At 65.1% G+C, this 13,542-nt stretch carries 11 protein-coding genes; 5 read left to right on the top strand and 6 right to left on the bottom strand.

Annotation, left to right across the window (positions count from 1 at the left end):
• Positions 1-9: 9 nt before the first annotated feature.
• The 6 genes from I6F37_RS22505 to hpaR all read right to left on the bottom strand — a co-directional run bounded on the left by I6F37_RS22505 (position 10) and on the right by hpaR (position 8,655).
• The gene (locus I6F37_RS22505; RefSeq protein ID WP_225152731.1) at positions 10-3,279 is read right to left on the bottom strand and encodes a transglutaminase family protein; all 3,270 of its coding nucleotides are present in this window, start codon (positions 3,277-3,279) and stop codon (positions 10-12) included.
• 292 nt (positions 3,280-3,571) lie between these two features.
• On the bottom strand, positions 3,572-4,876 hold the full coding sequence (locus I6F37_RS22500; protein ID WP_225152730.1) for a methyl-accepting chemotaxis protein: 1,305 nt from the start codon (positions 4,874-4,876) through the stop codon (positions 3,572-3,574).
• Positions 4,854-5,372, bottom strand: coding sequence for a PAS domain-containing protein (locus I6F37_RS22495; protein ID WP_225152729.1), 519 nt, complete (start codon positions 5,370-5,372; stop codon positions 4,854-4,856). Before I6F37_RS22495 ends, I6F37_RS22500 begins: the two co-directional genes overlap by 23 nt.
• A 245-nt stretch (positions 5,373-5,617) precedes the next feature.
• Positions 5,618-7,141, bottom strand: a complete 1,524-nt coding sequence (locus I6F37_RS22490) for a UxaA family hydrolase (protein ID WP_225152728.1) — start codon at positions 7,139-7,141, stop codon at positions 5,618-5,620.
• Between the two features lie 103 nt (positions 7,142-7,244).
• Positions 7,245-8,021 (bottom strand): HpcH/HpaI aldolase/citrate lyase family protein, encoded by a 777-nt coding sequence (locus I6F37_RS22485; RefSeq protein ID WP_100230151.1) that lies wholly within the window; start codon positions 8,019-8,021, stop codon positions 7,245-7,247.
• A gap of 115 nt (positions 8,022-8,136) precedes the next feature.
• The gene (hpaR, locus tag I6F37_RS22480; protein ID WP_036006169.1) at positions 8,137-8,655 is read right to left on the bottom strand and encodes a homoprotocatechuate degradation operon regulator HpaR; all 519 of its coding nucleotides are present in this window, start codon (positions 8,653-8,655) and stop codon (positions 8,137-8,139) included.
• Positions 8,656-8,766: 111 nt separating this feature from the next.
• Between hpaR and hpaH the strand changes: the two genes are divergently transcribed.
• From hpaH to I6F37_RS22455, 5 genes are all read left to right on the top strand, one after another.
• Positions 8,767-9,573, top strand: coding sequence for a 2-oxo-hept-4-ene-1,7-dioate hydratase (gene hpaH / locus I6F37_RS22475; RefSeq protein ID WP_036006171.1), 807 nt, complete (start codon positions 8,767-8,769; stop codon positions 9,571-9,573).
• Positions 9,574-9,602: 29 nt separating this feature from the next.
• Positions 9,603-10,001 carry a 5-carboxymethyl-2-hydroxymuconate Delta-isomerase gene (locus I6F37_RS22470; protein WP_225134065.1) on the top strand — a complete coding sequence of 133 codons (399 nt, stop codon included), beginning with the start codon at positions 9,603-9,605 and terminating at the stop codon, positions 9,999-10,001.
• Positions 9,994-11,532 (top strand): 5-carboxymethyl-2-hydroxymuconate semialdehyde dehydrogenase, encoded by a 1,539-nt coding sequence (hpaE, locus tag I6F37_RS22465; RefSeq protein WP_225152727.1) that lies wholly within the window; start codon positions 9,994-9,996, stop codon positions 11,530-11,532. The genes I6F37_RS22470 and hpaE overlap by 8 nt, the downstream gene beginning before the upstream one ends.
• A 134-nt stretch (positions 11,533-11,666) precedes the next feature.
• On the top strand, positions 11,667-12,650 hold the full coding sequence (hpaD, locus tag I6F37_RS22460; protein ID WP_225152726.1) for a 3,4-dihydroxyphenylacetate 2,3-dioxygenase: 984 nt from the start codon (positions 11,667-11,669) through the stop codon (positions 12,648-12,650).
• The gene (locus tag I6F37_RS22455; RefSeq protein WP_225152725.1) at positions 12,650-13,519 is read left to right on the top strand and encodes a fumarylacetoacetate hydrolase family protein; all 870 of its coding nucleotides are present in this window, start codon (positions 12,650-12,652) and stop codon (positions 13,517-13,519) included. The genes hpaD and I6F37_RS22455 overlap by 1 nt, the downstream gene beginning before the upstream one ends.
• Positions 13,520-13,542 lie beyond the last annotated feature (23 nt).

Genomic DNA, 13,542 nt, shown 5'->3' with positions numbered 1-13,542 from the left:
CCATCATACTCATTGCAGGAGCGGGGTCCGCAAGTCGAGGGTCAGCGGAAATTCATTTGTGCGTTCCTCAGGCGGCGGCTGCATCGGACCCGGGGTGTGGCCGTGGTCCTGGAAGCGCGCCAGCCGCCGGGCCTCGGCCTCGTAGGTATTGACCGGCTTGGTGTCGTAGTTGCGCCCGCCAGGATGGGCGACGTGGTAGACGCAGCCGCCGAGCGAGCGGCCGTTCCAGGTATCGATCAGGTCAAAGGTCAGCGGCGCGTGCACGGGGATGGTCGGGTGCAGGCCGGAGGCCGGCTGCCAGGCCTTGAAGCGGACGGCAGCCACAGCCTCGCCGGAGCGGCCGGTCGGGGTCATCGGCAGGCGGCGGCCGTTGCAGGTGACGACGTGGCGGCCCTCGACGAAGCCTTCGGCCTTGACCTGGAGCCGCTCGACCGAGCTATCGACATAGCGCACGGTGCCGCCGGCCGAGCCCTCCTCACCGAGCACGTGCCAGGGCTCCAGCGCCTGCCGCAGCTCCAGCGTCACGCCGCCATGGTGGATGCGGCCGAAAGCGGGAAAGCGGAATTCGAGCTGGGCCAGATACCATTCCGGCTCGAACGGATAGCCCGATTGCTTGAGCTCGCCGAGCACATCGAGAAAATCTTCCCAGATGAAATGCGGCAGCATGAAGCGGTCGTGCAGCGCGGTGCCCCAGCGCACGAACTTGCCGCTCAGCGGCTCACGCCAGAACTTTGCGATCAGCGCGCGGATCAGGAGCTGCTGCGCCAGCGACATGCGTGGATCCGGCGGCATTTCGAGCGCGCGGAATTCGACGAGGCCGAGCCGGCCCGTCGTTCCTTCCGGCGAATAGAGCTTGTCGATGCAGATCTCGGCGCGGTGGGTGTTGCCGGTGATGTCGACCAATAGATGCCGGAACAGCCGGTCCACCAGCCAGAGCGGCGTCTGGTAGCTGGGCGGCGGCACGTGCGAGAGCGCGATCTCGAGCTCGTAGATGCTGTCGTGGCGCGCCTCGTCGATGCGCGGCGCCTGGCTGGTCGGGCCGATAAAAAGACCGGAGAAGAAATAGGACAGCGCCGGATGGCGCTGCCAATACAGCACCAGGCTCTTCAGAAGATCGGGCCGGCGCAGGAACGGCGAGTCCTGCGGTGAGGAGCCGCCGACCACGACGTGATTGCCGCCCCCGGTGCCGGTGTGACGGCCGTCGACCAAGAAACGGTTGGCGCCGAGGCGGACCTTGGCCGCATCCTCGTAGAGGCCGGTGGTGATCTCGACCGCATCGCGCCAGCTCTTGGCCGGCTGGATGTTGATCTCGATGACACCGGGGTCGGGCGTCACCTTGATCACCTCGATCCGCGGATCGAACGGCGGCGGATAACCCTCGACATGAACCGGAAGCTGCATCTCCTCCGCGGTGGCTTCGAGCGCGGCAACCAGTTCGAGATAATCCTCGATGCGCTCGACCGGCGGCATGAAGGCGCAGATCACGCCGTCGCGGACTTCGACCGACATCGCGGTGCGCACCGGAACGGAGGTGTTGAGCTGCTCGGGCGCCGCCCGCGGCGGGGATTCCGGACGCGCGGCGAGCGTGAACACCGGCAGCTTGTCCCGCGCCTCCATCGGGTCCTGCTCGACGATGTAGGGATATTGGTTGGGCGGGACGTAGCCGAGCGAGCCGATCGGCAGGCGCAAACCGAGAGGCGAATCGCCCGGCGTCAGGAACAGATGATTGCGCCGGAGTTGCCATCGCTCGCTACGCCAGCGCGGCGGCGCGTTCCAGCGCTGCACCGGCAGCACGAAGCCGCGGGGCGTATTCAGGCCCTGGTCGAACACCCGCGCCATGCGTGCGCGCGCTTCGGGATCGGACAGCTTGGAATCGGCGGGATCGACGTTGACCGGAAGCTCCGCTTCCTTCTGCAGCCAATAGGCGGGATCCTCATAGGCCGGCATGATGTAGCCGAGGTCGACGCCGAGCCGCGCCGCCGTGCCTTCCATGAAGGCCTCGGCATCCTTGACCTCCGGTCTCCTGGGCTTCTCGATTCTGGCAATGAGGTTGGCGTTCTTCCAGATCGGCACGCCGTCCTTGCGCCAGTACAGGCCGAAGGCCCAGCGCGGCAGGCTCTCGCCCGGATACCATTTGCCCTGGCCGTAATGCAGCAGCCCGCCCGGCGCGAAGCGCGTGCGCAGGCGGCGGATCAGATCGTCGCCGAGCGCGCGCTTGGTCGGGCCGACGGCCTCCGTATTCCACTCGCCCGCCTCGAGATCGTCGACCGAGACGAAGGTCGGCTCGCCGCCCATGGTGAGGCGCACGTCGGCGCTGGCGAGATCGCCATCGACCTGCTCGCCGAGATCGTCGAGGCGCGCCCAGGATTCGTCGGAGAACGGCTTTGTGATGCGCGGCGCCTCGCGGATGCGCCTCACGCTCATGTCGAAGGAAAACTCGACCTCGGCAAAGCCGGCCCCGCCGGAGATCGGCGCCGCCGAACGGTAGTGCGGCGTGGCTGCGACCGGGATGTGCCCCTCGCCTGCGAGCATGCCCGAGGTCGCGTCGAACCCGATCCAGCCTGCACCCGGCAGATAGACCTCGGCCCAGGCGTGCAGATCGGTAAAATCGTTCTCGACTTCCGGTGGCCCCTCGATCGGATCGATGTCGGGACGGATCTGGACCAGATAGCCCGAGACGAAGCGGGCGGCGAGCCCGAGATGGCGCAAGGTCTGGATCAAGAGCCAGGCGGAGTCGCGGCATGAGCCCGCGCCGGAGACAAGCGTCTCCTCCGGCGTCTGCACGCCCGGCTCCATGCGGATGATGTAGCGGACCTTCTTTTGGATCTCGCGATTGAGGTCGACCAGGAAATTGACCGTGTTCGGGGCCTCGTGCGGGATCGAATCGAGGAACTTGGCGAACAAGCGGTCGGGCTTGATGGTCTCGAGATAAGGCGCGAGCTCCGTCTTCAGATCCTTGGGATAGTCGAACGGGAAGCTGTCGGCATAGGGCTCGACGAAGAAGTCGAACGGGTTGACCACCGTCATCTGCGCCGTGAAGTCGACCTCGAATTTCAGCTCGGTGGTCTTCTCCGGAAAGACGTAGCGCGCCAGCCAGTTGCCCTGCGGGTCCTGCTGCCAGTTCACGAAATGATTGGAAGGCGTGACCTTGAGCGAATAGCTCAGGATCGGCGTGCGTGTATGTGGGGCCGGCCGCAGCCGGATGGTCTGCGGGCCAAGGTCGATCGGACGGTCGTATTTGTAGTGCGTGACGTGGTGTAGCGCGACGTAGATCGACACGGGTTGCGGTGCTCCAGCAGCTTTTTTGAGCAGAACACCTGAGGTGAACGCGATCAAGCACTAACAACGGGCACGGGGTGCCTAGGTAAGGTGCGGGGCGGGTGATGGTGGTTGTTATTGGGCCGCGCCGGCGAGGCTCTTCCCTTCTCCCCTTGTGGGAGAAGGTGGCGCGAAGCGCCGGATGAGGGGTCTCTCTCAACCCGCAAAACCGCTCGTGAGGATAGAGACCCCTCACCCGGCTTCGCTTTCAGCGAAGCCACCCTCTCCCACAAGGGGAGAGGGTTTGAAAGCCCTACGCCGCCGAGGTCAGCCTTTGCAGGAATTGGGTCACTTCGCGGCGGAGCGTCTCGACTTCGCCGTGGACGCGTTCGGAGGCGCTGTTGACGCGGGCAGCCACACGGCCGGTGTCGGCGGCGGCTTCGCTGATGCCCGTCACGTTGGAGGAGACCTGCGAGGTGCCGGCGGAGGCTTCTTGAACGTTGCGGGCGATCTCGCGCGTCGCGGCACCCTGCTGCTCGATCGAGGCGGCAATGCTCGCCGTAATGCCGTCGATCTCGGCGATGGTCTGCGCGATCGCCTCGACGGCCGCGACCGAAGTGGTGGTCGATTGCTGCATCTCGCCGACCTTGGCGCTGATCTCCTCGGTCGCTTTCGCGGTCTGGTTGGCGAGGCTCTTGACCTCGGAAGCCACCACGGCGAAGCCGCGGCCGGCGTCGCCCGCACGGGCCGCCTCGATCGTGGCGTTGAGCGCGAGCAGGTTGGTCTGCGAGGCGATCTCGCTGATCAGCTTGACGACGTCGCCGATCTGCATCGCGGCGTCCGCAAGGTTACGGATCTCGCTGCCGGCGCGATTGGCTTCGTTCACCGCCCGTCCCGTGCTCGCGGTCGAGCCGGCCACCTGGCGGGTGATCTCGGCGATCGACGATGCGAGCTGCTCCGCGGCGCTGGCGACGGTGGAGACGTTGCGCGAGGCCTGGTCGGAGGCACTGAGCACACCCGAGGTCTGCCGGCTGGTCTTCTCGGCCGCGGCCGCCATCTGGCCGGCATCGGATTCGAGATCGGTCGCGGCACCCATGAGGCCGCCTGCAACTGCATCGAGATGCGTGCCGAACTGTCGCGCGAGGCCGGCGATCTCCTCGACGCGGCGGCCGAGGCTGTCGGTGCCGGCATTGATCACGACCGCCGAGCGGCGGAACGAGCCGGGCAGACCGCGCGCGAGGATCTTGCGGAAATACTTGCCGCGGCTGGCGTAGTCCATCGAGGCCGAGGCCTCGCGTACGAAGGCGTCGGCGATGTCGAGCATGTCGTTGACGGATTTCTGGATCGCACCGATGCGTCCCGCCTGCCGGGCGCTCATGATCCGAGCCTCGAGATCGCCGCGCGCCGCCTTGCGGCACACATCGGCGACCTCGTCGACGGCAATCGCGGTGCGGTGCTGGCACCAGACGGCATAGCCGGAGAGCGCGATCGTCGCGCCGAGAGAAGCGGCACTCGCGATCCCGGTCATGCCGAGCAGCGAGAGAACGAACGCAAGGACGGCAAGACCACACGCGAGCGCGGTTGCTCCCTGCGCCTTAGAGAGAGAGCACAAATTCATCGTAACCGACACCCTGTTGCTTGAGCAGCCCGACCATCGCCTCGAAGCTCGCCTGCATGCCCTCCTTGGCATTGGCATGCCGCGCCTCCTCAGTGCACAGCGTCTTGTAGATCGGCTTGATCCGCTCGATCTGCGCGGGATCCGGCTTGCGACGGTTGGAGTGATAGCCGACGATGTTGCCGCGCTCGTCGAATGTCGGCGTGACGTGGGCGAATACCCAATAGTGACTGCCGTCCTTCGCCAGGTTGACGACGTAGGCGAAGATCTCCTGCTTCGACTGCAGCGTATCCCAGAGCAGCTTGAAGACGGCGCGCGGCATGTCGGGATGGCGGATCAGGCTGTGGGGCGCGCCCATCAGCTCCTTCCGCGAGTACTTCGCCATGCGGATGAAGACGTCGTTGGCGTAGGTGATGCGGCCTTTGAGATCGGTCTTCGATACGATCAGCTCCTCCTCACCGAGGAGATTTTCCACCCCAGTGGGACGTATCGCTTGCATCGGCTCGATCCTCAAGTCACGCCGGCCCCACCACGCTGTGAAGCCGCATCACACTCCTGTCTAGGGCAACTATGTTAACCAGGTGTAAGCCGGGAACTTTTTACGGCAGGCGCTCACCTACGTATCATTACGTAGCGAACGGCCGTTGCATTTCGGATCGCCACACGCGCTCCGATTCCGGTTGCCATCATCGGATACCGGCGGCTCTTGATCGCGCCGCGTGGCGATTCTCGCGCGACGCGAGACTACATCGTCGCGCCGAGCACCCAGGGCGCGAACTCGGCGCCGCCGAAATCGAAGCTCTCGCTCTTGGTCGGCTGGCCCGAGGCGGTCTTGAGGATGAGATCGAAGATGCGCTGGCCGCATTGTTCGACGCTCTCCTCGCCTTCGAGGATGGTGCCGCAATTGACGTCCATGTCCTCTTCCATGCGCCTGTACATGGGCGTGTTGGTGGCGAGCTTGATCGACGGCGCCGGCTTGCAGCCGAACACACTGCCGCGGCCCGTGGTGAAGCAGACGAGGTTGGCACCTCCTGCGACCTGCCCGGTCGCGGCCACGGGGTCGTAGCCGGGCGTGTCCATGAACACGAACCCCTTCTTGGTGACGGGCTCGGCGTAGCGCAGCACCTCGACGAGGTTGGTGGTGCCGGCCTTCGCCATCGCACCGAGCGACTTCTCCAGAATGGTGGTGAGGCCGCCGGCCTTGTTGCCGGGGCTCGGATTGGCGTTCATCTCGGCGCCTTCGCGCGCGGTGTACTCGTCCCACCAGCGCATCAGGTCGACCAGCTTCTCGCCGACCTCGCGGCTGACGGCGCGGCGCGTCAACAGATGCTCGGCACCGTAGGTCTCCGGCGTCTCCGACAGGATCACGGTGCCGCCGTGACGCACGATGAGGTCGCTGGCCGCGCCGAGCGCAGGATTGGCCGACACCCCGGAATAGCCGTCCGAGCCGCCGCATTGCAGCGCCACGGTGAGCTCGCTCGCCGGCACCGTCTCGCGCTTGACCTTGTTGGCATCGGCGAGCGCCTCGCGCACGAAGGCGATGCCGGCTTCGACCGTCTTGCGGGTGCCGCCGACCTCTTGGATATCCATCGCGCGCAGGCGGCCGGCGAGCTTCTGCTCTTCCATCAGGCCGCCGATCTGGTTCACCTCGCAGCCGAGGCCGAGCACGATGACATGGGAGAAATTGACGTGCCTCGCATAGCCGCCGAGCGTGCGGCGGAGCAATGCAAGCGGCTCGTTCTGCGTCATGCCGCAGCCGGTCTTGTGGGTCAGCGCGACCACGCCGTCGACGTTGGGGAAATCGGCGAGCGGATTGTCGCCGGTGAAGGGATTCTTCTTGAAGACGTCGGCGACGAGGCTCGCGACATGCGCACTGCAATTCACCGAGGTGAGGATGCCGATATAATTGCGCGTGGCGACGCGGCCGTCCGAACGGCGGATGCCTTCGAACGTCGCCGGCAGGTCGAAGTTCGGCGTCGGCTTGACGTCGGCGCAATAGGCATAGTCCTTGGCGAAATCACCCATGCCGCAATTCTGCACGTGCACGTGCTGGCCCGGCGCGATCGCTTGCGTGGCAAAGCCGATGATCTGACCGTAGCGCCTGATCGGCTCACCTTCGGCGATCGGCTTGATCGCGACCTTGTGGCCGGAGGGAATGCGATCGACCGCGGTCACGCCGTCGGCCACCAATGTGCCCGGCGGCAAGCTCGCGCGCGCGATCACCACGCCATCATCGGGATGCAGGCGGATGACGGGGCTGATGGTCATGGGAGTCTCCTTCGGAGGCGAATAGCGAATAGCGAATGGCGAGTGGCGAATGGAAAAGGGAGTAGCCCTATTCGCTACTCCCCATTCGCCATTCGCGAGTTTCTCAGGCCTTGCCGCCCGATTCCTTGCGGGTGGCGTTCACCTGCATCTTGGCGTAGGTCGTCATCAGGCCGACTTCATTGGACAGCGTCACCAGCTTGAAGCCCATGTTGATGGCGCGCGCTGCGCCTTCGGCGCCGCTGCAATGGATGCCCGGGTTGAGGCCGCGCTTGCCGCATTCCTTGATGATCTTCTCGTAGATCGCGAGGATCTCGGGCTCGCTGCGGTCGAGCTTGGGCTCGAGGCCGTAGGAGAAGCCGAGATCGGACGGGCCGATATAGACGCCGTCGATGCCTTCGACGTCGAGGATCGCTTCCATGTTCTCGACCGCGGTCCGCGTCTCCATCATCGGCAGCAGCACGATCTCGTCGTTGGCCGTCTTCTGATAGGAGCCGGCGGTGCCGTACATGCCGGCGCGGATCGGACCGTTGGAGCGCACGCCCTTGGGCGGATATTTCGAATAGGAGACCAGGTTCCTGGCTTCCTGCGGCGTGTTGACCATCGGGCAGATCACGCCATAGGCGCCGCCGTCGAGCACCTTGCCGATGATGCCGGGCTCGTTCCAGGGCACGCGGACCATCGGGGTGACCGGATGCTTGTCCATGGCCTGGAAGCACTGCACCATCGAGAGATAGTCCTGCACGCCATGCTGCATGTCGACCGTGACGCTGTCGAAGCCGCATTGCGCGATCATCTCGGCCGAGAAGCCGGAGGGAATGGCAAGCCACGCGTTGACGACCGCCTTGCCCGACTTCCAGATCTCTTTGACTTTATTGGCCACGTTGCCTTTCCTTCCCTGTTGCTCTCACTTCGCCGCGGATCGGTTGGGCCGCACTTTGAGCGAAAAAAAGCGTGAATGTCCATGGCTCTCGCCGCGCACGCACGCATATCAGGGTTCATCCCTCCGCGAGGGTATCATCTGTGCCTCCGAGCCCCGCAAGGCTCCGTTCGAGCTCGCCGAGCATCTCCTGCAATTCGGCGAGCTTGCGTGCGCCGAAGCGCCGCGTGATTTCGGCATAGATCGCTTCCGACGTCGGCGCGACCGACGCCATCAGCTTGAGCCCCTCCTTCGAGATCGAGACCATGCTGCGGCGCTGGTCGGCTTTCGCCGTCTTGCGCTCGATCAGGTTGCGCGCCTCGAGGTCTCGCAGGATGCGCGACAGGCTCGGCCCGAGCAGGAACGCGGTGCGCGCGAGTTCCGTGACCTCGACCGCCTCGATCGCCGCCAGCGCCCGCAGGATGCGCCATTGCTGCTCGGTCAGGCCGTGCTCGCGCAGCGAGGGACGAAACTGCCGCATCACCGCTTCCCGGGCCCGCAGCAGCGACATCGGCAGCGAGCGAGAGAAATCGCGCATCGGCACCTGGCGCGCAGCCGGCGGGTGACCATTGGCGGGATCGGCGGATTTCTTGGTCATGACGCCCTTTCAAGCCGCAAAACGTTTGCAGTGCAGCAAGCCGAATTTGTGTTTGACGCATTCACTTAACATGTTAAGTATCTCGCGGCACCACGATTTGTAAGATCACAAATGGCGCTTTCCAACGACGATATCCAAGCTTGTGCGAGGCGTCTGCACCAGGCGGAGAAGACCCGCACGCAGATCCGGCAGCTCTCGCAGGACTTCCCGGACATCAGCATCGCGGAGGCCTACGCGATTCAGAAGGCCTGGGTCGACGTCAAGATCGCCGAGGGGCGCGTGGTCAAAGGCCACAAGATCGGCCTGACCTCGAAGGCGATGCAGAGCGCGCTTGGCATCGACGAGCCGGATTCCGGCGTGCTGCTCGACGACATGTTCTTCGCCGATGGAGGTTTGGTGCCGACCGAGCGCTTCATCGCGACGCGCGTCGAGGCCGAGCTCGCCTTCGTCATGAGCAAGCGCCTTTCTGGGCCCGACTGCACGCTATTCGACGTGCTCAACGCCACCGACTTCGTGGTGCCGGCGCTGGAGATTTTGGATACACGGATCGAGCGCGTCGATCCCAAGACCAAGGCGACGCGAAAGATCTTCGACACCATCGCCGACAATGCGGCGAACGCCGGCATCGTGCTCGGGGGGCGGCCGATCCGCCCGCTGGATGCTGACCTGCGCTGGATCGGAGCGCTGTGCTTCAAGAACGGCCAGCTGGAAGAGACCGGCCTTGCCGCCGGCGTGCTCAACCATCCCGCGACTGCCGTCGCCTGGCTCGCCAACAAGATCGCCCCGCTTGGGCTGGCGCTCGAGCCGGGCCAGGTCGTGCTCGCCGGCTCGTTCATCCGTCCGATCGAGACCCGCAAGGGCGACACAATCCAGGCCGATTATGGCGCCTATGGCTCGGTGAGCTGCTACTTCGCGTAGAACGAACGAAGACAGGGAGTGAAACCGCGATGCCGCATTTCACCATCGAATATTCGGCCAATCTCGACGGCCGCCTCGACATCGCCGCGGTGTGCGAGGTCGTGCGCAAGGCAGCTAGCGAGACCGGTATCTTCCCGCTCGGCGGCATCCGCGTTCGTGCTGTCAGGTGCGAGCACTATGCGATTGCGGACGCGCGGCAGGACTACGGATTCCTGGACATGGTGCTGCGCATCGGCGCGGGCCGCGACCTGCCCACCCGCCAGAAGGCCGGCGAGCACGTCTTCCAGGCGCTCTCGAGACATCTCGATCCCGTCTTCGCCGCCAGCAAGTTCGCCCTGTCGTTCGACATGCAGATCAACGACAAGGACACCAGCTGGAAGCGCAACAACATTCACGACGCCCTGAAAGCGGAGGCCGCTCATGGATAAGCCCACGCCGAAAGCCGATCTGTTCCAGGCCAACCGTGACCGCCTCGCGCCGCTTTTGAAGACTCTACGCGCGGACGGCATCGGTCACATGATCGACGGCAAGACCGTCGCCTCGATCTCCGGCGAGACGTTCCAGACCAGGTCGCCGGTCGATGGTGCCGTGCTCGCCAGTGTCGCGCGGGGCAAGGCCGAGGATATCGACGCGGCGGCGACTGCGGCTGCGCTCGCCTTCAAGTCCTGGCGCGACATGGGTCCGGCCATGCGGAAGAAGCTGCTGCATCGGGTGGCCGACGCCATCGAGGACAACGCCGACGACATCGCCGTGCTCGAATGCATCGACACCGGCCAGGCCTATCGCTTCATGGCCAAGGCCGCGATCCGCGCCGCCGAGAATTTCCGCTTCTTCGCCGACAAATGCGCTGAGGCGCGCGACGGCCTCAACACGCCGAGCGACGAGCATTGGAACGTCTCGACGCGGGTGCCGATCGGCCCGGTCGGCGTGATCACGCCATGGAATACGCCATTCATGCTCTCGACCTGGAAGATAGCGCCAGCGCTGGCGGCCGGCTGCACCGTGGTGCACAAGCCAGCCGAGTGGTCGCCGGTGACGGCCTCCATTCTCGCCAGGCTCGTCAAGGAAGCCGGCGTCCCCGACGGCGTGCTCAACACCGTGCACGGTTTCGGCGAGGAAGCGGGCAAGGCGCTGACCGAGCATCCCGCCATCAAGGCAATCGGCTTCGTCGGCGAGAGCGCGACCGGCTCGGCCATCATGATGCAGGGCGCGCCCACGCTGAAACGCGTGCATTTCGAACTCGGCGGCAAGAATCCGGTGATCGTGTTCGACGATGCCGATCTCGACCGCGCGCTCGATGCCGTCGTGTTCATGATCTACTCGCTCAACGGCGAGCGCTGCACCTCTTCCAGCCGCCTGCTGATCCAGCAGAGCATCGCGAAAGAATTCGTGGAGAAGCTGACGGCGCGGGTGAAGGCGCTCAAGGTCGGCCATCCCCTCGATCCCGCCACCGAGATCGGCCCGCTGATCCACGAGCGGCACTTGGCAAAGGTCTGCTCGTATTTCGACGTGGCGCGCCAGGACGGCGCGACGATCGCGGTCGGCGGCAAGGCCTATGACGGGCCCGGCGGCGGGCATTATGTCGAGCCGACACTGGTGACCGGAGCGCACGGCAAGATGCGGGTGGCGCAGGAGGAGGTGTTCGGGCCGTTCCTCACCGTGCTGCCGTTCCGCGACGAGGCGGACGCGGTCGAGATCGCCAACGACATCCGTTACGGTCTGACCGGCTATGTCTGGACCAATGACATGGGACGCGCGCTGCGCGTTGCCGATGCGCTGGAGGCCGGCATGATCTGGCTGAACTCGGAGAATGTCCGCCACCTGCCGACGCCGTTCGGCGGCATGAAGGCTTCAGGCATCGGGCGCGACGGCGGCGATTATTCGTTCGACTTCTACATGGAAACCAAGCACGTCTCGCTGGCGCGGGGCACGCACAAGATTCAGAAGCTGGGAATTTAGCGGCGGTGTCATTCCGGGGCGGCTCGAAGAGCCGAACCCGGAATCCATCGAGCAGCAGAGTTGGTGGATGAATGGATTCCGGGTTCGTGCTTCGCACGCCCCGGAATGACGAAGCCGAGAGAGGGGAAACGCACATGCCGGTACCGCAACACGTCTTCGAGCCGCCGTTCAACATCATCCGCTCGAGCCACGTCGTGCTCGACGTCACCGATTTGAAGCTGAGCCGCGAGTTCTACGAAAGCATGGTCGGCCTGCATGTCGAGGACGCGGACGACGAGGTCGTGTACCTGCGCGCGGCCGAGGAGCACCAGCATCACTCCCTGGTGCTGCGCAAGGCCGCGGTGCCGGCATGCGCCCGGCTCGGCTTCAAGGTCGGCAACGACGGGGATCTCGACAAGGCCGCCGCGTTCCTGTCCGAGAACGGCCTGTCCTACACCTTCATCGATCAGCCGTTCCAGGGCCGCACGCTGCAATTCACCGACCCCTTCGGCTTTAGAATCGAGCTTTACGCGGCGATGGAGCGGCGGCCGCATCTCTTGCGCCGCTACGACCTCTATCGGGGCTGCCACCCGCAGCGGCTAGACCACTTCAACGTGTTCGCGGCCGAAGTGCAGGACACGATGGAATTCTATGCCCGGCTCGGCTTTCGCCTCACCGAATATGCCGAGGAGGACGGGCCGAACGGGCGCATCGCCGCAGCCTGGATGCACCGCAAGGGCAACGTCCACGATTTTGCGATCACCAACGGTAAGGGCCCGCGGCTGCACCATTTCGCCTATTGGACGCCGACGGCAATGAACATCATCCATCTCTGCGACGTCATGGCCTCGCAAGGTTTTGTGAAGAACATCGAACGCGGGCCCGGACGCCACGGTATCTCGAACGCGTTCTTCCTCTATGTGCGCGATCCCGACGGACACCGCCTCGAGCTCTACACCAGCGACTATTTCACCGGGGATCACGACCACGAGCCGCTGCGCTGGTCGCTGCGCGATCCGCGCCGTCAGACGCTGTGGGGCGCCCCTGCCCCGCGTTCCTGGTTCGAGCAGGGCTCGCCGTTCACGGGGCAGGCCGTGCGCGAGCCGAAATTCGTGGCCGATGTGCTGGTGGCGGATTGATGAAGCTGCCTCGTCTCGCCACCTATTCCGTCAAGGGTGATGTCAGCTATGGCGCCGTCCTGGAGGGCGGCATCGTCAATCTCTCCGCGCGTCACGCCAGAGACTATCCCACGCTGCGCGAGGTGATCGCTGCGGGCAAGCTGATCAGCTTTGCCGAAGAGGCCGCCGGCCGCAAACCGGATCACGCGCTCACTGAGATCACCTGGCTGCCGCCGGTCCCGGCGCCGGAGAAGATCATCTGCATCGGCGTCAACTATCCCGACCGCAATGCCGAGTACAAGGACGGCCAGGAGGCGCCGAAATATCCGAGCATGTTCATGCGCTCGCCCCGCTCCTTCGTCGGCCACGACACGCCGCTGGTGCGCCCGCGCGCCTCCGCGCAGCTCGACTATGAGGGCGAGATCGTGCTGGTGATCGGCAAGCCAGGCCGGCATATCCCCGAAAGCACAGCGCTCGATCACATCGCGGCGCTGACACTGTGCAACGAGGGCTCGGTGCGCGACTGGCTGCGCCACGCCAAGTTCAACGTGACGCAAGGCAAGAACTTCGATTCCAGCGGCAGCCTCGGCCCGTGGCTCGTGCCCTACACGCGGGAATCGCAGGTCGCCGACATCAGGCTCACCACGCATGTCAACGGCGAGCTCAGACAGGATGATCGCACCAACCGGCTGATGTTTTCGTTCCGCTATCTCCTGAACTATATCTCGACCTTCGCAACCCTCGTCCCCGGCGATATCATCGTCACGGGCACGCCGACCGGCGCGGGTGCGCGGTTCGATCCGCCGCGATATCTGAAGCCCGGCGACATCGTCGAGGTCGAGGCCGAGGGGATCGGACGCTTGCGCAACGGCGTGGTCGACGAAGCCTGAACAACAAGCGAAATGGAATAGCC

The sequence above is a fragment of the Bradyrhizobium sp. NBAIM08 genome (genome assembly GCF_020193935.1).
Lineage (GTDB): Bacteria > Pseudomonadota > Alphaproteobacteria > Rhizobiales > Xanthobacteraceae > Bradyrhizobium > Bradyrhizobium yuanmingense.
This window is presented reverse-complemented; position numbering and strand designations above follow the sequence as displayed.